Source organism: Pseudomonas sp. 14A (genome assembly GCF_018132745.1).
In the GTDB taxonomy this organism is placed as follows: domain Bacteria; phylum Pseudomonadota; class Gammaproteobacteria; order Pseudomonadales; family Pseudomonadaceae; genus Aquipseudomonas; species Aquipseudomonas mercuritolerans.
Genome location: NZ_JAGRQJ010000014.1, coordinates 179194 through 199224 on the forward strand (window position 1 = coordinate 179194; position 20031 = coordinate 199224).

A 20031-nucleotide genomic window follows, 5' to 3' on the forward strand; every position below is an offset into this window, starting at 1 on the left:
CGGACCGGCGGATTTTTTCATGTATGATACGCGCCCCATTTCGTTGCCCGACTGTCCGAGAACACCCCATGCAGCTCTCTTCGCTCACTGCGGTTTCCCCTGTTGACGGCCGCTACGCCGGCAAAACCCAGGCCCTGCGCCCGATTTTCAGCGAGTACGGCCTGATCCGTGCCCGCGTTCTGGTTGAAGTGCGCTGGCTCCAGCGCCTGGCCGCCCATGCTGGCATCCCTGAAGTGCCAGCCTTCTCCGCCGAGGCCAACGCCGTTCTCAACGAACTGGCGGAAAACTTTTCGCTGGAGCACGCCGAGCGCGTCAAAGAGATCGAGCGCACCACCAACCACGACGTCAAAGCGATCGAATACCTGCTCAAAGAGCAGGCGGCCAAGCTGCCGGAGCTGGCCAAGGTCAGCGAATTCATCCACTTTGCCTGCACCAGTGAAGACATCAACAACCTGTCCCACGCCTTGATGCTGCGTGAAGGCCGTGACGACGTGATGCTGCCGCTGATGCGCCAGACCGCCAACGCCATCCGCGAACTGGCCATCCGTTTCGCCGACGTGCCGATGCTGTCGCGCACCCACGGTCAGCCGGCTTCGCCGACTACTCTGGGTAAAGAGCTGGCCAACGTGGTTTACCGTCTCGAGCGCCAGATCGCTCAGGTCGCTGCCGTGCCGCTGCTGGGCAAGATCAACGGCGCCGTCGGCAACTACAACGCGCACCTCTCGGCCTACCCGCAGATCGACTGGGAAGCCAACGCCCGCGCCTTCATCGAAGACGAGCTGGGCCTGGGCTTCAACCCGTACACCACGCAGATCGAACCGCACGACTACATCGCCGAGCTGTTCGACGCCATCGCGCGCTTCAACACCATCCTGATCGACTTCGACCGCGACATCTGGGGCTACATTTCCCTGGGTTATTTCAAGCAGCGCACCATCGCTGGCGAAATCGGTTCGTCGACCATGCCGCACAAGGTCAACCCGATCGACTTCGAAAACTCCGAAGGCAACCTGGGTATCGCCAACGCACTGTTCCAGCACCTGGCGAGCAAGCTGCCAATTTCTCGCTGGCAGCGCGACCTGACCGACTCCACCGTCCTGCGCAACCTCGGTGTCGGCTTCGCCCACAGCGTGATCGCATACGAAGCCAGCCTCAAAGGCATCAGCAAACTGGAGCTCAACGAGCAGAAGATTGCCGCTGACCTCGACGCCTGCTGGGAAGTCCTGGCCGAGCCGATCCAGACCGTGATGCGTCGCTACAACATCGAAAACCCGTACGAAAAGCTGAAAGAACTGACCCGTGGCAAGGGCATCAGCCCTGAAGCGTTGCAGATTTTCATCGATGGCCTGGACATGCCAGCCGAAGCCAAAGCCGAGCTCAAGCAACTGACTCCGGCCAACTACATCGGCAACGCAGTGGCACAAGCCAAACGCATCTGATCGACCGTTTGCCCCGTTTGAGACGCCCGGCCGCGCCGGGCGTTTTTATTCCCGTCTGAAAAGTACTTTTTTTCAATAGGTTACATATGAATTCCGATATTCCTCTTCAACTTCTGGGCGGCCTCACAGCACGCGAATTCCTGCGTGACTACTGGCAGAAAAAACCGCTGCTGATCCGTCAGGCGATTCCTGACTTCGAAAGCCCGATCGACGCCGACGAACTGGCCGGCCTGGCCCTGGAAGAAGAAGTCGAATCGCGCCTGGTCATCGAGCACGGCGAGCGTCCGTGGGAACTGCGTCGCGGCCCGTTCGCCGAAGACGAGTTCAGCAAATTGCCAGAGAAAGAGTGGACCCTGCTGGTGCAGGCGGTTGACCAGTTCGTGCCGGAAGTCAGCGAACTGCTGGAAAACTTCCGCTTCCTGCCGAGCTGGCGTGTCGACGACGTGATGATCAGCTTCGCCGCCCCAGGTGGCAGCGTCGGCCCGCATTTCGACAATTACGATGTGTTCCTGCTGCAGGGCCACGGCAAGCGCAACTGGAAAATCGGCCAGATGTGCGACTCCGAGAGCCCGCTGCTGCAACACGCCGACCTGCGCATCCTCGCTGAATTCCACGAGACCGAAGAATGGGTGCTGGAGCCGGGCGACATGCTCTACCTGCCGCCGCGCCTGGCCCATTGCGGTGTCGCGGTCGACAACTGCATGACCTACTCGGTCGGCTTCCGCGCGCCAAGCGCCGCTGAAGTGCTGACCCACTTCACCGACTTCCTCAGCCAGTTCCTGACCGACGAAGAACGCTACACCGATGCCGACGCCAAGCCGGCGGTCGATCCGCACCAGATTCAACACGATGCGCTGGATCGCCTGAAAAGCCTGCTCGCCGAGCACATGAGCGATGAGCGTCTGCTGCTGACCTGGTTCGGCCAGTACATGACCGAGCCGCGCTACCCGGAACTGGTGGTCGGCCCGGAAGACGTCGAAGAAGAAGACTTCCTCGCCGCCCTGCAGGACGGCGCCGTGCTGATCCGCAACCCGAGCGCGCGCCTGGCCTGGTCGGAAGTCGACGACGATCTGCTGCTGTTCGCCAGTGGCCAGAGCCGCTACCTGCCGGGCAAGCTGCGCGAACTGCTGAAGCTGATCTGCGCCGCTGACGCCCTGCACGCCGACAACCTCGGCGAGTGGCTGAGCGACGAAGACGGCCGCAGCCTGCTCTGCGAACTGGTCAAGCAAGGGAGCCTGGGGTTCGCCGATGAATAAAATTCGCGTTCGTGTCGCAGACTGGCAGAAGGATATCGCCGAGATCCGGCGCATTCGTGAAACGGTGTTCATCGCCGAACAATCGGTGCCACCCGAGCTTGAGTGGGACGCCGATGACGCGACCGCCGTGCATTTTCTGGCGTTCGAAGGCGACTTCCCGATCGGCACGGCGCGGCTGTTGCCCGACGGCCACATCGGCCGGGTTTCGGTACTCAAAGACTGGCGCGGGATGAAGGTCGGTGACGCGCTGATGCAAGCGGTCATCGCCGAAGCTGAAGCGCGCGGCCTGAAGCAACAAATGCTCAGCGCGCAAGTGCAAGCCACGGCGTTCTACGAGCGTTTGGGTTTCAGCCTGGTCAGCGAGGAGTTTCTTGAGGCCGGGATACCGCATGTCGATATGGTTCGGCATTCGGCTTAAGACCGCGGCGCGGCCTTCGCGAGCAGGCTCGCTCCCACAGGGGATCTGTGCCTGACACACAATTTGTGTCCGCTGGAGATCTACTGTGGGAGCGAGCCTGCTCGCGAAGAGGCCCGCCAGCACACCACAAAACGCCCCGCCATTTTCGGATGCCGGGGCGTTTTGCTGTCTACGATTCAACTTGCCCCACCCCGGGCCGACAAACTGGCAATATCAAGCCTTTCGAACGCGGAGATAACGGACATGTCCCTACGCACCCTGCTCACCACCCTGCTGCTCGGCTGCAGTTTTTCGGTGCTGGCAGCCACAGAAATCGTCCCCCTCAAATACCACACCAGCGCCGACATGCTGCCGGTCGCGCAGGATTTCATCGGCCAGGACGGTCAGGTCAGCGCTTACGGCAATCAACTGATCGTCAAAGCCGAGCCGGGCAAGATTCAGGAGTTGAAGGATCTTCTGGCGCAACTCGATACCGCGCCGAAGCGCTTGCTGATCACCGTCGACACCAACGAAAACAATGGCCGTGGCGACGAAGGTTATTCAGTCAACGGCGCTCAGCCGAACCAGACCCGGATCATCAGCCGCAGCACCACCAGCCGCAACGGCGGCGTTCAGCAAGTGCAGACCAGTGAAGGCACTCCGGCGCTGATTCAGGTTGGCCAGAGCGTGCCGATCACCAACACCCAGAGCGATTCCTACGGCGGTTACAGCAGTGAGACCCAATACCGCAACGTCACCCAGGGTTTCTACGTCACCGCCAGCGTCACCGGCGAAACCGTTCATCTGGCGATCAGTACCAACCGTGACCGCATGAGCCAGGAACGTCCCGATGTAGTGAACGTGCAAAGCACCGACACAACCGTCACCGGGCGCCTCGGTGAGTGGATCACTCTGGCGGGCGTCAACAGCCAGACTCAGGCCGATAAACAGGGCCTGACCCGCAGCTACTCGACTCAAGGCCGTGATGACATGACCTTGCAGGTGAAAGTCGACACGCTGGACTAAAGCACCGAAAACTGACTGATTAGTCGTATTAGACGAAAGATGTAGTGCTTGAAAAAAAGCACTACAAAACGTTTGACGCGAAAAAAAAGCGAAGGCATGATGGCCTCGCTCCCGCTAATCAGAGGCCCTGGCAAGGGCCTTCGAAGCGCCGCTCGCACCTACCCCGCGAGCCGTTTCGTGTCTGTACCGCCCACAAGGTGTGTTTGACGAGGTTGCCGACTGGAACGAAGTTGTCCCGAGGGACGGAAGCGTATTTAGGTAACCCGGCTTCACGCTGCAGACCGTATAAAGGCCCACGACGCCGGAATGCGCCCGCACCGCGCCACTACCTGCTCACTTCCCCTCGAGCCCATCGTTCATCCCGTCGCCTACCCCGCCGAATCCGACTTGACCACCTAAGCTTCTGGTCAGCGAGCGCAGGAATTTTCCACCGCAGAACAACTTTTCATAAAAGACGCGACGAGGTTTATCTCCATGGCACTGACACGCGAACAGCAAATTGCAGCCCTCGAAAAAGACTGGGCCGAGAACCCGCGCTGGAAAGGCGTGACTCGCACTTACTCCGCTGCCGACGTGGTCCGCCTGCGTGGCTCGGTTCAGCCTGAGCACACCTTCGCGAAGATGGGCGCCGAGAAGCTGTGGAACCTGGTCACCCAGGGTGCCAAGCCGTCCTTCCGTCCAGAGAAAGATTTTGTCAACTGCATGGGCGCGCTGACAGGCGGCCAGGCTGTTCAGCAGGTCAAGGCCGGTATCCAGGCGATCTACCTGTCCGGCTGGCAGGTGGCTGCGGACAACAACTCCGCAGAATCGATGTACCCGGATCAGTCGCTGTACCCGGTGGACTCGGTGCCAACCGTGGTCAAGCGCATCAACAACTCGTTCCGTCGTGCTGACCAGATCCAGTGGAAAGCCGGCAAGAACCCGGGCGATGACGGCTACATCGACTACTTCGCGCCAATCGTCGCGGATGCTGAAGCCGGCTTCGGCGGCGTACTCAACGCCTACGAGCTGATGAAGAGCATGATCGAAGCAGGCGCCGCTGGCGTTCACTTCGAAGACCAACTGGCTTCGGTGAAGAAATGCGGCCACATGGGCGGCAAGGTTCTGGTGCCAACCCAGGAAGCCGTGCAGAAGCTGACTGCTGCCCGTCTGGCCGCTGACGTCGCTGGCACGCCAACGATCATTCTGGCCCGCACCGACGCCAACGCGGCTGACCTGCTGACTTCCGACTGCGACCCGTACGATCAGCCATTCGTGACCGGCGAGCGTACTCAGGAAGGTTTCTACAAGGTACGTGCCGGCCTGGATCAAGCGATCGCCCGTGGCCTGGCTTACGCGCCGTATGCCGACCTGATCTGGTGCGAAACCGCCAAGCCGGATCTGGACGAGGCTCGTCGCTTCGCTGAAGCGATCAAGAAGGAATACCCGGACCAGTTGCTGTCGTACAACTGCTCGCCTTCCTTCAACTGGAAGAAGAACCTGGACGACGCGACCATCGCCAAGTTCCAGCGCGAACTGTCCGCCATGGGCTACAAGCACCAGTTCATCACCCTGGCCGGCATCCACAACATGTGGCACAGCATGTTCAACCTGGCGCACGACTACGCCCGCAACGACATGACTGCCTACGTGAAGCTGCAAGAGCAGGAATTCGCTGACGCCGCCAAGGGTTACACCTTCGTTGCGCACCAGCAGGAAGTGGGCACTGGCTACTTCGACGACATGACCACCGTGATCCAGGGCGGCTCGTCCTCGGTGACCGCGCTGACCGGCTCGACCGAAGAAGAGCAGTTCCACTGATTCGGCTTCACCTGAGCAAACGGCCTCTGCGGATCGAACAAAAGCTAACCGCAGAGCTGCAAAATTGACGCCCCGACTGGATCGGGGCGTTTTTTTGCCTGTTGGAATCTCAAAGACACTACAAATCCCCTGTGGGAGCGAGCCTGCTCGCGAAGGCGATAAGTCAGCTTGCACATCTGGAGGCTGATCCTTCGCTTTCGCGAGCAGGCTCGCTCCCACAGGGCTACCGTCAGCCGCGAGACGAAACATTGATCTGAAGCGCTACAAGCGTCAGAAATTTCCGCTAAAACGGTAGGCTTCGCTACTTGCAGTAACGCGCAAGTAAGACAACTTCCCAGCCACTCACTCGTTAAACAGTTACAAAACCACGCCAAACGATATCAATTATCATTTAGCTGCAACTATGTTCGTTACAAACCCTACAAAACATAATTGATGGAAACCCGGCTAATGCCCGCAACGCATGGGCCGCAGCGACCTCAGGAGGCGCTATGTCCTTAATCCGGTAAATAATTTCGCCTTTGGAATTTTACTTGCCGGGTGTTTAGCCATAAAATCAGCCCGATTGATTGCTGCGACATATCGTCACTGCCTTATTTCTTTATCAAGCTCAGAGACCTTTGCTCTCTGTTAAGGATTACCAGCATGCCCGAAGCGACAGGACTCATGGCCCACAACTGGGGCTTTGCCATTTTCCTTCTGGGTGTCGTCGGCCTGTGTGCCTTCATGCTTGGCGTCTCCAGCCTCCTCGGGTCAAAAGCCTGGGGTCGCAGCAAAAACGAACCGTTCGAGTCGGGCATGCTACCTACCGGTGGCGCCCGCTTGCGGCTCTCAGCCAAATTCTATCTGGTCGCGATGCTCTTCGTGATCTTCGATATCGAAGCCCTCTTTCTCTTTGCATGGTCTGTGTCCGTCCGCGAAAGCGGCTGGACCGGATTCGTCGAAGCTCTCGTTTTCATAGCAATTCTGTTGGCAGGTCTTGTCTACCTGTTCCGAGTGGGCGCCCTTGACTGGGCTCCGGAAGCTCGTCGCAAGCGGCAGGCGAAGCTGAAACAATGAGGCTTTGGCAATGCAATACAATCTCACCAGGATCGACCCCGATGCTCCTAACGAGCAGTATCCGATTGGCCAGCGGGAAACCGTTGCCGATCCGTTAGAAGATCAAGTCCACAAAAACATTTTCATGGGCAAGCTGGAAGACGTGCTGAGTGGCGCGGTCAACTGGGGACGTAAGAACTCCCTGTGGCCGTACAACTTCGGCCTGTCGTGCTGCTACGTGGAAATGACCACCGCCTTCACGGCGCCCCACGACATCGCGCGCTTCGGCGCCGAAGTCATCCGGGCCTCGCCGCGTCAGGCCGACTTCATGGTTATCGCCGGTACCTGCTTCATCAAGATGGCGCCGATCATCCAGCGTCTCTACGAGCAAATGCTCGAGCCGAAATGGGTTATCTCCATGGGTTCGTGCGCCAACTCCGGCGGCATGTACGACATCTACTCCGTGGTTCAAGGGGTGGACAAGTTCCTGCCCGTGGACGTCTACGTACCTGGCTGCCCGCCCCGTCCGGAAGCATTTCTGCAAGGCTTGATGCTGTTGCAGGAATCGATTGGACAGGAGCGTCGTCCGCTTTCCTGGGTCGTTGGTGATCAAGGCGTGTATCGCGCCGACATGCCATCGCAGAAGGAACAGCGCCGCGAACAGCGAATCGCAGTCACCAATCTGCGCAGCCCTGACGAAGTCTGATCCAGTTCTGTTCCAAGTAACGAGAAGCTGGCTTCATTCTTTACGTTGACCGAAAGCGAAAAAATAACCATGACTACAGGCAGTGCTCTGTACATCCCGCCTTACAAGGCAGACGACCAGGATGTGGTCGTCGAACTGAACAACCGTTTTGGCGCCGAAGCGTTCACCGCGCAGGCAACCCGCACCGGCATGCCGGTGCTGTGGGTGGCCCGTGCCAAACTGGTTGAAGTCCTGACTTTCCTGCGCAACCTGCCCAAGCCGTACGTCATGCTCTATGACCTGCACGGCGTGGACGAGCGTCTGCGCACCAAGCGTCAAGGGCTGCCGACCGGCGCCGATTTCACCGTGTTCTATCACCTCATGTCGCTGGAGCGTAATAGTGACGTGATGATCAAGGTGGCCTTGTCCGAAGGCGACCTCAGCATGCCTTCCGTCACCAGCATCTGGCCCAACGCCAACTGGTACGAACGTGAAGTCTGGGACATGTTCGGCATCGACTTCAAAGGCCACCCGCACCTGTCGCGCATCATGATGCCGCCGACCTGGGAAGGTCACCCGCTGCGCAAGGACTTCCCGGCGCGCGCCACCGAATTCGATCCGTACAGCCTCAACCTCGCCAAGCAGCAGTTGGAAGAGGAAGCCGCGCGCTTCCGTCCGGAAGACTGGGGCATGAAGCGGTCCGGTGCCAACGAGGACTATATGTTCCTCAACCTCGGCCCGAACCACCCCTCGGCGCACGGTGCGTTCCGCATCATCCTGCAGCTGGACGGCGAAGAGATCGTCGACTGCGTCCCGGACATCGGTTACCACCACCGTGGCGCCGAGAAGATGGGCGAGCGTCAGTCCTGGCACAGCTACATTCCGTACACCGACCGCATCGATTACCTCGGCGGCGTCATGAACAACCTGCCGTACGTGCTCTCGGTCGAGAAGCTCGCCGGCATCAAGGTGCCGCAGAAGGTCGACGTCATCCGCATCATGATGGCCGAGTTCTTCCGGATCACCAGTCACCTGCTGTTCCTGGGTACCTACATCCAGGACGTCGGCGCCATGACCCCGGTGTTCTTCACCTTCACCGACCGCCAGAAGGCGTACACGGTGATCGAAGCCATCACCGGTTTCCGTCTGCACCCGGCCTGGTACCGCATCGGCGGCGTCGCCCACGACCTGCCGCGCGGCTGGGAAAAACTGGTCAAGGATTTCGTCGAGTGGATGCCCAAGCGTCTCGACGAATACACCAAGGCCGCCCTGCAGAACAGCATCCTCAAGGGGCGTACCGTGGGCGTTGCCGCCTACAACACCAAAGAAGCCCTGGAATGGGGCGTCACCGGTGCCGGCCTGCGTTCTACCGGTTGCGATTTCGACCTGCGTAAAGCGCGTCCGTATTCGGGCTACGAGAACTTCGAATTCGAAGTGCCGCTGGCCGTCAACGGCGATGCCTATGACCGCTGCATGGTCCGCGTCGAAGAGATGCGCCAGAGCATCAAGATCATCGACCAGTGCATGCGCAACATGCCGGAAGGCCCGTACAAGGCGGATCACCCGCTGACCACGCCGCCGCCGAAAGAGCGCACGCTGCAGCACATCGAAACCCTGATCACGCACTTCCTGCAGGTTTCGTGGGGCCCGGTCATGCCGGCCAACGAATCCTTCCAGATGATCGAAGCGACCAAGGGCATCAACAGTTATTACCTGACGAGCGACGGCGGCACCATGAGCTACCGTACCCGGATCCGTACTCCGAGCTTCCCGCATCTGCAACAGATCCCTTCGGTGATCAAAGGCAGCATGGTCGCGGACTTGATTGCGTACCTGGGTAGTATCGACTTCGTTATGGCCGACGTGGACCGCTAAGCATGAACAGCACGCTTATCCAGACAGACCGTTTCACCTTGAGTGAAACCGAGCGCTCGGCCATCGAGCACGAGCTGCATCACTACGAAGACCCGCGCGCGGCGTCGATCGAAGCCCTGAAGATTGTGCAGAAGGAACGCGGCTGGGTGCCGGATGGCGCCCTGTACGCGATCGGCGAGATCCTCGGCATTCCGGCCAGCGACGTTGAAGGCGTGGCGACGTTCTACAGCCAGATCTTCCGTCAACCGGTCGGCCGCCACATCATTCGCGTCTGCGACAGCATGGTCTGCTACATCGGCGGCCACGAGTCGGTGGTCAGCGAAATCCAGAACAATCTGGGCATCGGCCTGGGTCAGACCACCGCCGACGGTCGTTTCACCCTGCTGCCCGTCTGCTGCCTCGGCAACTGCGACAAGGCACCGGCGCTGATGATCGACGACGACACCTTTGGCGACGTGCAGCCTGCTGGCGTGGCCAAACTGCTCGAGGGCTACGTATGACCCTGACATCTTTTGGTCCAGCCAACCGCATCCAGCGTTCGGCCGAGACACACCCGCTGACCTGGCGTCTGCGCGATGACGGCGAAGCCGTGTGGCTCGACGAGTACCAGGCCAAGAACGGTTACGCCGCTGCACGCAAAGCCTTCGCCGAGATGGATCAGGACGCGATCGTCCAGACCGTCAAAGACGCTGGCCTTAAGGGTCGCGGCGGTGCCGGCTTCCCCACTGGCGTGAAGTGGGGCCTGATGCCCAAGGACGAATCCATCAACATCCGCTACCTGCTGTGCAACGCGGATGAAATGGAGCCGAACACCTGGAAAGACCGCATGCTGATGGAGCAACTGCCCCATCTGCTGATCGAAGGCATGCTGATCAGTGCCCGCGCGCTGAAAACCTACCGTGGCTACATCTTCCTGCGCGGCGAATATACCACCGCCGCCAAGCACCTCAACCGTGCCGTGGAAGAAGCCAAGGCGGCCGGCCTGCTGGGCAAGAACATTCTCGGTTCGGGTTTTGATTTCGAGCTGTTCGTCCACACCGGCGCCGGGCGTTACATCTGCGGTGAAGAAACCGCACTGATCAACTCCCTTGAAGGCCGCCGCGCCAACCCGCGCTCCAAGCCGCCCTTCCCTGCCGCCGTCGGCGTGTGGGGCAAGCCGACCTGCGTGAACAACGTCGAAACTCTGTGCAACGTGCCGGCGATCATTGCCGACGGCGTTGACTGGTACAAATCGTTGGCCCGCGAAGGTTCCGAAGACATGGGCACCAAGCTCATGGGCTTCTCCGGCAAGGTCAAGAACCCGGGCCTGTGGGAGCTGCCGTTCGGCGTCACCGGTCGCGAGCTGTTCGAAGACTACGCCGGCGGCATGCGCGACGGCTTCAAGCTCAAGGCCTGGCAACCAGGGGGCGCCGGTACCGGTTTCCTCCTGCCTGAGCACCTCGACGCACAAATGTATGCCGGCGGCATCGCCAAGGTCGGCACCCGGATGGGTACCGGTCTGGCGATGGCGGTGGATGACAGCGTCAACATGGTCTCGCTGCTGCGCAACATGGAGCAGTTCTTCGCGCGCGAATCCTGCGGTTTCTGCACCCCGTGCCGCGATGGTCTGCCATGGAGCGTCAAGCTCCTGATGGCCATCGAACAGGGCAAGGGCCAGCCGGGCGACATCGAGACCCTGCTGGGTCTGGTCGGTTTCCTCGGCCCGGGCAAGACCTTCTGTGCTCACGCACCGGGTGCCGTGGAGCCGCTGGGCAGCGCCATCAAATACTTCCGTCCAGAGTTCGAAGCCGGTATCGCGCCTGTCAGCGCCGCCGTCCCGCCTCTGGCAAGGCCGATCGTAGTCGGCGCGTAAACGCTTAAAAAGGCGAAGGGTCCGTGCCCTTCGCCTTTCGTCCGATGACGCCCTTCGGGGCTGTTTGGATTCGGACGCATAACAAGATTCCATTAGCCACGCCCGCTGACACCGGGCCAACGAAGACCTTTGAACCATGGCCACTATCCACGTAGACGGCAAAGCGCTCGAAGTCGACGGGGCAGACAACCTGTTACAGGCATGTCTGTCGCTGGGCCTCGACATTCCATATTTCTGCTGGCACCCCGCGCTTGGTAGCGTCGGGGCCTGCCGCCAGTGCGCGGTCAAGCAGTACACCGACGAGAACGACACCCGTGGTCGCATCGTCATGTCCTGCATGACCCCGGCCACCGACAACACCTGGATCTCCATCGACGATGAAGAATCCAAGGCGTTCCGCGCCAGCGTTGTCGAATGGCTGATGACCAACCACCCGCACGACTGCCCGGTGTGCGAGGAAGGCGGTCACTGCCACCTGCAAGACATGACAGTGATGACCGGCCACAACGAGCGCCGTTATCGCTTCAGCAAACGCACTCACCAGAACCAGCAACTGGGCCCGTTCATTTCCCACGAAATGAACCGCTGCATCGCTTGCTACCGCTGCGTGCGTTTCTACAAGGACTACGCCGGCGGCACCGACCTCGGTGTGTTCGGCGCCCACGACAACGTGTACTTCGGTCGCGTTGAAGACGGCACCCTCGAAAGCGAGTTCTCCGGCAACCTCACCGAGGTCTGCCCGACCGGTGTGTTCACCGACAAGACTCACTCCGAGCGCTACAACCGCAAGTGGGACATGCAGTTCGCGCCAAGCATCTGCCATGGCTGCTCGAGCGGTTGCAACATCTCCCCGGGCGAGCGTTACGGTGAACTGCGTCGTATCGAAAACCGTTTCAACGGTTCGGTGAACCAGTACTTCCTCTGCGACCGTGGCCGTTTCGGCTACGGCTACGTCAACCGCACTGACCGTCCACGTCAGCCGCTGCTGGCCGATGGCACCAAGCTCGGCCTCGACGCTGCGCTGGACAAAGCCGCCGACCTGCTGCGCGGGCGCAACATCGTCGGCATCGGTTCGCCGCGAGCCAGCCTCGAAAGCAACTACGCGTTGCGCGAACTGGTTGGTGCCGAGCACTTCTATTCGGGTATCGAAGCCTCCGAGCTGGAGCGCATCCGTCTGGTCCTGCAGGTGCTGAACGACAGCCCGCTGCCAGTGCCGAACATGCGCGACATCGAAGACCACGACGCGATCTTCGTTCTCGGCGAAGACCTGACCCAGACCGCTGCGCGTATGGCGCTGGCTCTGCGTCAGTCGGTCAAGGGCAAGGCTGAAGACATGGCCGAAGCCATGCGCGTCCAGCCTTGGCTCGACGCGGCGGTGAAGAACATCGGCCAGCACGCGCTGAACCCACTGTTCATCGCCAGCCTCGCCGAAACCAAGCTCGACGACGTTGCCGAAGAGTGCGTACACGCCGCTCCCGACGATCTGGCGCGCATCGGTTTCGCCGTTGCGCATGCTCTGGATGCCAGTGCCCCGGCCGTTGAAGGTCTGGACACCGAAGCCCTGGAACTGGCGCAGCGCATCGCCGATGCCCTGCTCGCCGCCAAGCGTCCGCTGATCATCGCCGGTACTTCGCTGGGCTCCAAAGCCCTGATCGAAGCTGCCGCGAACATCGCCAAAGCCCTGAAGCTGCGCGAGAAGAACGGTTCGATCAGCCTGATCGTGCCGGAAGCCAACAGCCTCGGTCTGGCCATGCTCGGTGGCGAATCGGTCGACGCCGCGCTGCAAGCGGTCATCGATGGCAAGGCCGACGCTATCGTCGTGCTGGAAAACGATCTGTACACCCGCACCGCCAAAACCAAGGTCGATGCTGCGCTGAATGCCGCGAAAGTAGTGATCGTCGCTGACCATCAGAAAACCGCCACCACCGATCGCGCGCACCTGGTTCTGCCAGCGGCGAGCTTCGCCGAGGGCGACGGTACGCTGGTCAGCCAGGAAGGCCGCGCCCAGCGTTTCTTCCAGGTTTTCGATCCGCAATACATGGATGCGAGCATTCTGGTGCACGAAGGCTGGCGCTGGCTGCACGCCTTGCGCGCGACCCTGCTGAACCAGCCGATCGACTGGACGCAACTCGACCATGTCACCGCTGCCGTTGCCTCGAGCACCGCGCAACTGGCACGTATCGTCGATGCTGCACCGTCGGCTGCTTTCCGCATCAAGGGTCTGAAACTGGCCCGTGAGCCGCTGCGTTATTCCGGTCGCACCGCCATGCGCGCCGACATCAGCGTTCACGAACCACGCACCCCGCAAGACCAGGACACCGCGTTCGCCTTCTCCATGGAAGGTTACTCGGGCTCCGCCGAACCGCGTCAGCAGGTGCCATTCGCATGGTCGCCGGGCTGGAACTCGCCACAAGCGTGGAACAAGTTCCAGGACGAAGTCGGTGGTCATCTGCGCGCTGGCGACCCGGGCGCACGCCTGATCGAAAGCACCGGTGATTCGCTGAACTGGTTCGCTGCTGCCCCGCGTGCGTTCAACCCGGCGCCGGGTACCTGGCAAGCCGTGCCGTTCTTCCACCTGTTCGGCAGCGAAGAAAACTCTTCGAAAGCCGCCCCGGTACAGGAACGCATTCCGGCACCTTACGTAGCGCTGGCGAAATCCGAAGCGGATCGCCTCGGCGTCAACGACGGTGCCCTGCTGAGCCTGAACGTTGCCGGGCAGACATTGCGTCTGCCGCTGCGCATCAATGAAGAACTGGGCGCCGGTCTGGTGGCATTGCCTGCGGGCATCGCCGGCATTCCACCGGCATTCGCCGGTGTGTCCGTCGACGGTCTGCAGGAGGCAGCGCAATGACCTGGTTCACCCCTGAAGTGATCGATGTGATCCTGACGGTCATCAAAGCCATCGTGATCCTGCTGGCCGTAGTGGTTGCAGGCGCCTTGCTCAGCTTTGTCGAACGTCGCCTGCTGGGCTGGTGGCAGGACCGTTACGGTCCGAACCGCGTTGGCCCGTTCGGCATGTTCCAGATCGCCGCCGACATGCTGAAGATGTTCTTCAAGGAAGACTGGACCCCGCCGTTCGCCGACAAGGTGATCTTCACCCTGGCGCCGGTGGTGGCCATGTCCGCCCTGCTGATCGCCTTCGCGATCATCCCGATCACCCCAACCTGGGGCGTGGCGGATCTGAACATCGGCCTGCTGTTCTTCTTCGCCATGGCCGGTCTGTCGGTGTATGCGGTGCTGTTCGCCGGCTGGTCGAGCAACAACAAGTTCGCCCTGCTCGGCAGCTTGCGTGCCTCGGCGCAGACCGTGTCCTACGAAGTGTTCATGGGCCTGGCCCTGATGGGCATCGTGGTCCAGGTCGGCTCGTTCAACATGCGCGACATCGTCGAGTACCAGGCGCAGAACCTGTGGTTCATCATTCCGCAGTTCTTCGGCTTCTGTACCTTCTTCATCGCTGGCGTCGCCGTGACTCACCGTCACCCGTTCGACCAGCCGGAAGCGGAACAGGAACTGGCCGACGGTTACCACATTGAATACGCCGGTATGAAATGGGGCATGTTCTTCGTCGGTGAATACATCGGCATCATCCTGATCTCGGCGCTGCTGGTCACCCTGTTCTTCGGTGGCTGGCACGGTCCGTTCGGCATCCTGCCGCAACTGTCCTTCGTCTGGTTCGCACTGAAGACCGCGTTCTTCATCATGCTGTTCATCCTGCTGCGCGCTTCGATCCCGCGTCCGCGTTATGACCAGGTGATGGATTTCAGCTGGAAATTCTGCCTGCCACTGACCCTGATCAATTTGCTGGTGACCGCTGCGGTTGTGTTGATGAACACGCCTGCGGTTGCGGTTCAGTGAGGATTTGACCCATGTTCAAATATATTGGCGACATCGTTAAGGGTACCGGTACCCAGTTGCGCAGCCTGGTCATGGTTTTCGGCCATGGCTTTCGCAAGCGCGACACCCTGCAATACCCCGAGGAGCAGGTCTACCTGCCGCCGCGCTATCGTGGCCGCATCGTCCTGACCCGCGACCCCGATGGCGAAGAACGCTGCGTAGCCTGCAACCTGTGCGCCGTGGCCTGCCCGGTGGGTTGCATCTCGCTGCAGAAAGCTGAAACCGAAGACGGTCGCTGGTACCCGGACTTCTTCCGGATCAACTTCTCGCGCTGCATTTTCTGCGGTCTCTGCGAGGAAGCCTGCCCGACCACCGCGATCCAGCTGACCCCGGATTTCGAGATGGCCGAGTTCAAACGTCAGGACCTGGTGTACGAGAAAGAAGATCTTTTGATCTCCGGCCCCGGCAAAAACCCTGATTACAACTTCTATCGTGTTGCAGGTATGGCAATCGCTGGCAAGCCGAAAGGCGCTGCGCAGAACGAAGCCGAACCGATCAACGTGAAGAGCTTGCTGCCTTAAGGAAGAACGATGGAATTCGCTTTCTATTTCGCATCGGGTATTGCTGTGGTGTCCACGCTGCGTGTGGTCACCAACACCAACCCCGTGCACGCCCTGCTCTACCTGATCATCTCGTTGATCGCCGTGGCCATGACCTTCTTCGCCCTCGGCGCGCCGTTCGCCGGCGTCCTTGAAGTGATCGCCTACGCCGGCGCCATCATGGTGCTGTTCGTATTCGTGGTGATGATGCTCAACCTCGGTCCCGCCTCGGTGCAGCAGGAACGCACCTGGCTCAAGCCCGGCATCTGGGCCGGACCGGTGATTCTTGCCGCGCTGCTGCTGGCCGAACTGCTGTATGTGCTGTTCGCTCACCAGAGCGGCCAGGCCATCGGCCACACCACCGTAGACGCGAAAGCCGTGGGCATCAGCCTGTTCGGCCCGTACCTGCTGGTGGTCGAACTCGCCTCGATGCTGCTGCTCGCCGCAGCCGTCACGGCGTTCCATTTGGGCCGTAACGAGGCGAAGGAGTAAGACATGCCTGCTATCCCTCTCGAACATGGATTGGCCGTCGCCGGCATCCTGTTCTGCCTTGGTCTGGTCGGCCTGATGGTCCGCCGCAACATTTTGTTCGTGTTGATGAGTCTGGAAGTGATGATGAACGCCTCTGCCCTGGCCTTCATCGTCGCGGGCGCCCGCTGGGCGCAGCCGGATGGACAGATCATGTTCATCCTGGTGATCAGCCTTGCAGCGGCCGAGGCCAGTATTGGCCTGGCGATCCTGCTGCAACTGTATCGCCGCTTCCACACGCTCGATATCGACGCTGCCAGTGAGATGCGCGGATGAACCTACTCTTTCTGACTTTCGTATTCCCTCTGATCGGGTTCCTGTTGCTGTCGTTCTCGCGCGGCCGCTTCTCGGAAAACCTCTCGGCGCTGATCGGTGTCGGTTCGATCGGCCTGTCGGCTATCGTCACCGCTTACGTGATCTGGCAATTCAACGTCGCACCGCCGGAGGGTGGCGTGTACACCCAGGTGCTGTGGCGCTGGATGTCGGTGGAAGGTTTCCAGCCGAACTTCGCGCTGTATCTGGATGGCCTCTCGGTGACCATGCTCGGTGTGGTCGTCGGCGTCGGCTTCCTGATCCACCTGTTCGCGTCCTGGTACATGCGTGGTGAAGACGGATACTCGCGCTTCTTCTCGTACACCAACCTGTTCATCGCCAGCATGCTGTTCCTGATCCTCGGCGATAACCTGCTGTTCATCTACTTCGGCTGGGAAGGCGTGGGCCTGTGCTCGTACCTGTTGATCGGTTTCTACTACAGCAACCGCAACAACGGTAACGCCGCACTCAAAGCGTTCATCGTCACCCGCATCGGCGACGTGTTCATGGCCATCGGCCTGTTCATCCTGTTCCAGCAACTGGGCACGCTGAACGTCCAGGAACTGCTGGTACGTGCGCCGGAGCACTTCAAGGTCGGTGACTTCTGGATCGTTCTGGCAACCCTGATGCTGCTCGGTGGTGCTGTCGGTAAATCGGCGCAACTTCCGCTGCAAACCTGGCTCGCGGATGCGATGGCCGGTCCTACCCCGGTTTCGGCACTGATCCACGCCGCGACCATGGTGACCGCCGGTGTCTACCTGATCGCCCGTACCCATGGTCTGTTCGCCTTGGCGCCGGACATCCTGCACCTCGTCGGCATCGTCGGTGGCGTGACCCTGGTACTGGCCGGTTTTGCCGCGCTGGTGCAGACCGACATCAAACGTATCCTCGCCTACTCGACCATGAGCCAGATCGGCTACATGTTCCTGGCGCTGGGCGTTGGCGCCTGGGAAGGCGCGATCTTCCACCTGATGACCCACGCCTTCTTCAAGGCCCTGCTGTTCCTTGCTTCCGGTGCGGTGATCGTTGCCTGCCACCACGAGCAAAACATCTTCAAGATGGGCGGTCTGTGGAAGAAATTGCCACTGGCCTACGCCAGCTTCATCGTCGGCGGTGCTGCACTGGCCGCTCTGCCACTGGTTACCGCAGGCTTCTACTCCAAGGACGAAATCCTCTGGGAAGCGTTCGCCAGCGGCAACCAGGGTCTGCTTTACGCAGGTCTGGTGGGTGCGTTCATGACGTCGCTGTATACCTTCCGCCTGATCTTCATCGCGTTCCACGGTGAAGCCAAGACCGAAGCCCACGCCGGCCACGGCATTGCCCATTGGCTGCCTCTGTCGGTACTGATCGTGCTGTCGACTTTCGTCGGCGCGATGATCGTGCCGCCGCTGCACGGCGTGCTGCCGCAAAGCGTCGGGCATGCCGGTGGCGAGGCCAAGCACAGTCTGGAAATCGCCTCGGGCGCCATCGCCCTGGCCGGTATCCTGCTGGCAGCGCTGCTGTTCCTCGGCAAGCGTCGCTTCGTCACGGCGATCGCCAACAGCGGCATCGGCCGTTTCCTTTCGGCCTGGTGGTTCGCTGCCTGGGGCTTCGACTGGATCTACGACAAACTGTTCGTCAAGCCGTACCTTGCGATCAGCCATGTACTGCGCAAAGACCCGCTCGACCAGACCATCGGTCTGATCCCGCGTATGGCCAAGGGTGGTCACACTGCCCTGAGCCGCACCGAGACCGGTCAACTGCGTTGGTACGCCGCCTCGATGGCTGCTGGTGCCGTGCTGGTGATCGGCGCCATCGTGCTGGTAGCGGTCTGATATGAACCTTGCGAATTTGCGAAAGGAAACGAGCCCGTCATGATTCTGCCTTGGCTAATCCTGATCCCCTTCATCGGCGGCCTGCTGTGCTGGATGGGTGAGCGCTTCGGCGCTACCCTTCCGCGCTGGATTGCGCTGTTGACCATGACCCTGGAACTCGCGCTCGGCCTCTGGCTGTGGGCCCACGGTGACTATTCATTCGCACCGGCGCCCGGCGCCGATCCGACCTGGGCGCTTGAGTTCAAGCATGTCTGGATCCAGCGTTTCGGCATCAACGTGCACCTGGCCCTCGACGGCCTGTCGCTGTTGATGATCCTGCTGACCGGCCTGCTGGGTATCCTCTCGGTACTCTGCTCGTGGAAAGAGATTCAACGTCACGTTGGCTTCTTCCACCTCAACCTGATGTGGATCCTGGGCGGCGTCGTCGGCGTGTTCCTCGCCCTCGACCTGTTCATGTTCTTCTTCTTCTGGGAAATGATGCTGGTGCCGATGTACTTCCTCATCGCGCTCTGGGGTCACAGTTCTTCGGACGGCAAGAAAACCCGGATCTACGCGGCGACCAAGTTCTTCATCTTCACTCAGGCGTCCGGCCTGATCATGCTGGTGGCGATCCTCGGTCTGGTGCTGGTCAACTTCAACAACACCGGCGTGATTACCTTCAACTACGCCGACCTGTTGAAAACCAAGATGTCGATGACCACCGAGTACATTCTGATGCTCGGCTTCTTCATCGCTTTCGCGGTCAAGCTGCCCGTCGTACCGTTCCACTCCTGGCTGCCTGATGCTCACGCCCAGGCGCCGACTGCCGGTTCCGTCGACCTCGCCGGTATCCTGCTGAAAACCGCGGCCTACGGCCTGCTGCGTTTCGCCCTGCCGCTGTTCCCGAACGCTTCGGCGGAGTTCGCGCCGATCGCCATGACCCTCGGTCTGATCGGGATCTTCTACGGCGCGTTCCTGGCGTTCGCACAAACCGACATCAAGCGTCTGATTGCCTTCTCTTCCGTTTCCCACATGGGCTTCGTGTTGATCGGCATCTACTCCGGCAGCCAACTGGCGCTGCAAGGTGCAGTGATCCAGATGCTGGCGCACGGTCTGTCGGCAGCGGCGCTGTTTATCCTCAGCGGTCAGTTGTACGAGCGTCTGCATACGCGTGACATGCGTGAGATGGGCGGTCTGTGGTCGCGTATCGCTTACCTGCCGGCCATCAGCCTGTTCTTCGCTGCGGCGTCGCTGGGCTTGCCGGGCACCGGTAACTTTGTCGGCGAATTCCTGATCCTGATCGGCTCCTTCGCCAGCGCTCCATGGGTCACGGCGATTGCCACTTCCGGTCTGGTGTTCGGTTCGGTCTACTCGCTGATCATGATCCACCGTGCCTACTTCGGCCCGTCGAAATCCGACGCGGTGCTGCACGGCATGGACGCGCGCGAACTGATCATGGTGCTTGGTCTGGCGGTATTGCTGATTTACCTCGGCGTCTACCCGCAACCGTTCCTCGACACCTCTGCCGCCACCATGCATGGCGTGCAGCAGTGGCTCGGCACCGCCTTCTCTCAACTCGCTTCGGCCCGGTAAGAGC

Annotated in this window: 17 protein-coding genes; all 17 read left to right on the forward strand. The window is 60.7% G+C overall.

Annotation, left to right across the window (positions count from 1 at the left end; genetic code table 11):
• The first annotated feature begins 68 nt into the window (after positions 1-68).
• The 17 genes from purB (at position 69) to nuoM (ending at position 20027) form a co-directional block, all read left to right on the forward strand.
• Positions 69-1439 carry an adenylosuccinate lyase gene (gene purB, locus PS14A_RS15520; RefSeq protein ID WP_212616668.1) on the forward strand — a complete coding sequence of 457 codons (1371 nt, stop codon included), beginning with the start codon at positions 69-71 and terminating at the stop codon, positions 1437-1439.
• An 86-nt stretch (positions 1440-1525) separates the two neighbouring features.
• Positions 1526-2695, forward strand: a complete 1170-nt coding sequence (locus PS14A_RS15525; protein ID WP_016775274.1) for a cupin domain-containing protein — start codon at positions 1526-1528, stop codon at positions 2693-2695.
• Positions 2688-3113, forward strand: a complete 426-nt coding sequence (locus tag PS14A_RS15530; protein ID WP_025108996.1) for a GNAT family N-acetyltransferase — start codon at positions 2688-2690, stop codon at positions 3111-3113. Before PS14A_RS15525 ends, PS14A_RS15530 begins: the two co-directional genes overlap by 8 nt.
• 243 nt (positions 3114-3356) lie before the next feature.
• Complete coding sequence (locus PS14A_RS15535; RefSeq protein ID WP_212616669.1) at positions 3357-4118, forward strand: secretin N-terminal domain-containing protein; 762 nt, start codon at positions 3357-3359, stop codon at positions 4116-4118.
• A 474-nt stretch (positions 4119-4592) separates the two neighbouring features.
• Positions 4593-5918 carry an isocitrate lyase gene (aceA, locus tag PS14A_RS15540; protein WP_093434273.1) on the forward strand — a complete coding sequence of 442 codons (1326 nt, stop codon included), beginning with the start codon at positions 4593-4595 and terminating at the stop codon, positions 5916-5918.
• Between the two features lie 645 nt (positions 5919-6563).
• Positions 6564-6977 (forward strand): NADH-quinone oxidoreductase subunit A, encoded by a 414-nt coding sequence (locus PS14A_RS15545; protein WP_003223812.1) that lies wholly within the window; start codon positions 6564-6566, stop codon positions 6975-6977.
• A 10-nt stretch (positions 6978-6987) separates the two neighbouring features.
• Positions 6988-7662, forward strand: a complete 675-nt coding sequence (locus tag PS14A_RS15550) for an NADH-quinone oxidoreductase subunit B (RefSeq protein WP_016775278.1) — start codon at positions 6988-6990, stop codon at positions 7660-7662.
• Positions 7663-7731: 69 nt separating this feature from the next.
• Positions 7732-9516, forward strand: coding sequence for an NADH-quinone oxidoreductase subunit C/D (gene nuoC, locus PS14A_RS15555; protein ID WP_041477079.1), 1785 nt, complete (start codon positions 7732-7734; stop codon positions 9514-9516).
• Positions 9517-9518: 2 nt separating this feature from the next.
• Positions 9519-10016, forward strand: coding sequence for an NADH-quinone oxidoreductase subunit NuoE (gene nuoE, locus PS14A_RS15560; protein ID WP_003223804.1), 498 nt, complete (start codon positions 9519-9521; stop codon positions 10014-10016).
• On the forward strand, positions 10013-11368 hold the full coding sequence (nuoF, locus tag PS14A_RS15565; RefSeq protein ID WP_024013417.1) for an NADH-quinone oxidoreductase subunit NuoF: 1356 nt from the start codon (positions 10013-10015) through the stop codon (positions 11366-11368). Before nuoE ends, nuoF begins: the two co-directional genes overlap by 4 nt.
• 136 nt (positions 11369-11504) lie before the next feature.
• Positions 11505-14219 (forward strand): NADH-quinone oxidoreductase subunit NuoG, encoded by a 2715-nt coding sequence (nuoG, locus tag PS14A_RS15570; protein ID WP_212616670.1) that lies wholly within the window; start codon positions 11505-11507, stop codon positions 14217-14219.
• Positions 14216-15223, forward strand: a complete 1008-nt coding sequence (gene nuoH / locus PS14A_RS15575) for an NADH-quinone oxidoreductase subunit NuoH (protein ID WP_016775282.1) — start codon at positions 14216-14218, stop codon at positions 15221-15223. Before nuoG ends, nuoH begins: the two co-directional genes overlap by 4 nt.
• A gap of 11 nt (positions 15224-15234) precedes the next feature.
• A complete protein-coding gene (gene nuoI / locus PS14A_RS15580) occupies positions 15235-15783 on the forward strand; it encodes an NADH-quinone oxidoreductase subunit NuoI (protein ID WP_016775283.1) in 549 nt (182 codons plus the stop codon).
• 9 nt (positions 15784-15792) lie between these two features.
• Positions 15793-16293, forward strand: coding sequence for an NADH-quinone oxidoreductase subunit J (gene nuoJ, locus PS14A_RS15585; RefSeq protein WP_007951462.1), 501 nt, complete (start codon positions 15793-15795; stop codon positions 16291-16293).
• Between the two features lie 3 nt (positions 16294-16296).
• The gene (nuoK, locus tag PS14A_RS15590) at positions 16297-16605 is read left to right on the forward strand and encodes an NADH-quinone oxidoreductase subunit NuoK (RefSeq protein WP_003180046.1); all 309 of its coding nucleotides are present in this window, start codon (positions 16297-16299) and stop codon (positions 16603-16605) included.
• Positions 16602-18455 carry an NADH-quinone oxidoreductase subunit L gene (gene nuoL / locus PS14A_RS15595; RefSeq protein ID WP_024013419.1) on the forward strand — a complete coding sequence of 618 codons (1854 nt, stop codon included), beginning with the start codon at positions 16602-16604 and terminating at the stop codon, positions 18453-18455. The genes nuoK and nuoL overlap by 4 nt, the downstream gene beginning before the upstream one ends.
• A 39-nt stretch (positions 18456-18494) precedes the next feature.
• A complete protein-coding gene (gene nuoM, locus PS14A_RS15600; RefSeq protein ID WP_016775285.1) occupies positions 18495-20027 on the forward strand; it encodes an NADH-quinone oxidoreductase subunit M in 1533 nt (510 codons plus the stop codon).
• Positions 20028-20031: the final 4 nt, after the last annotated feature.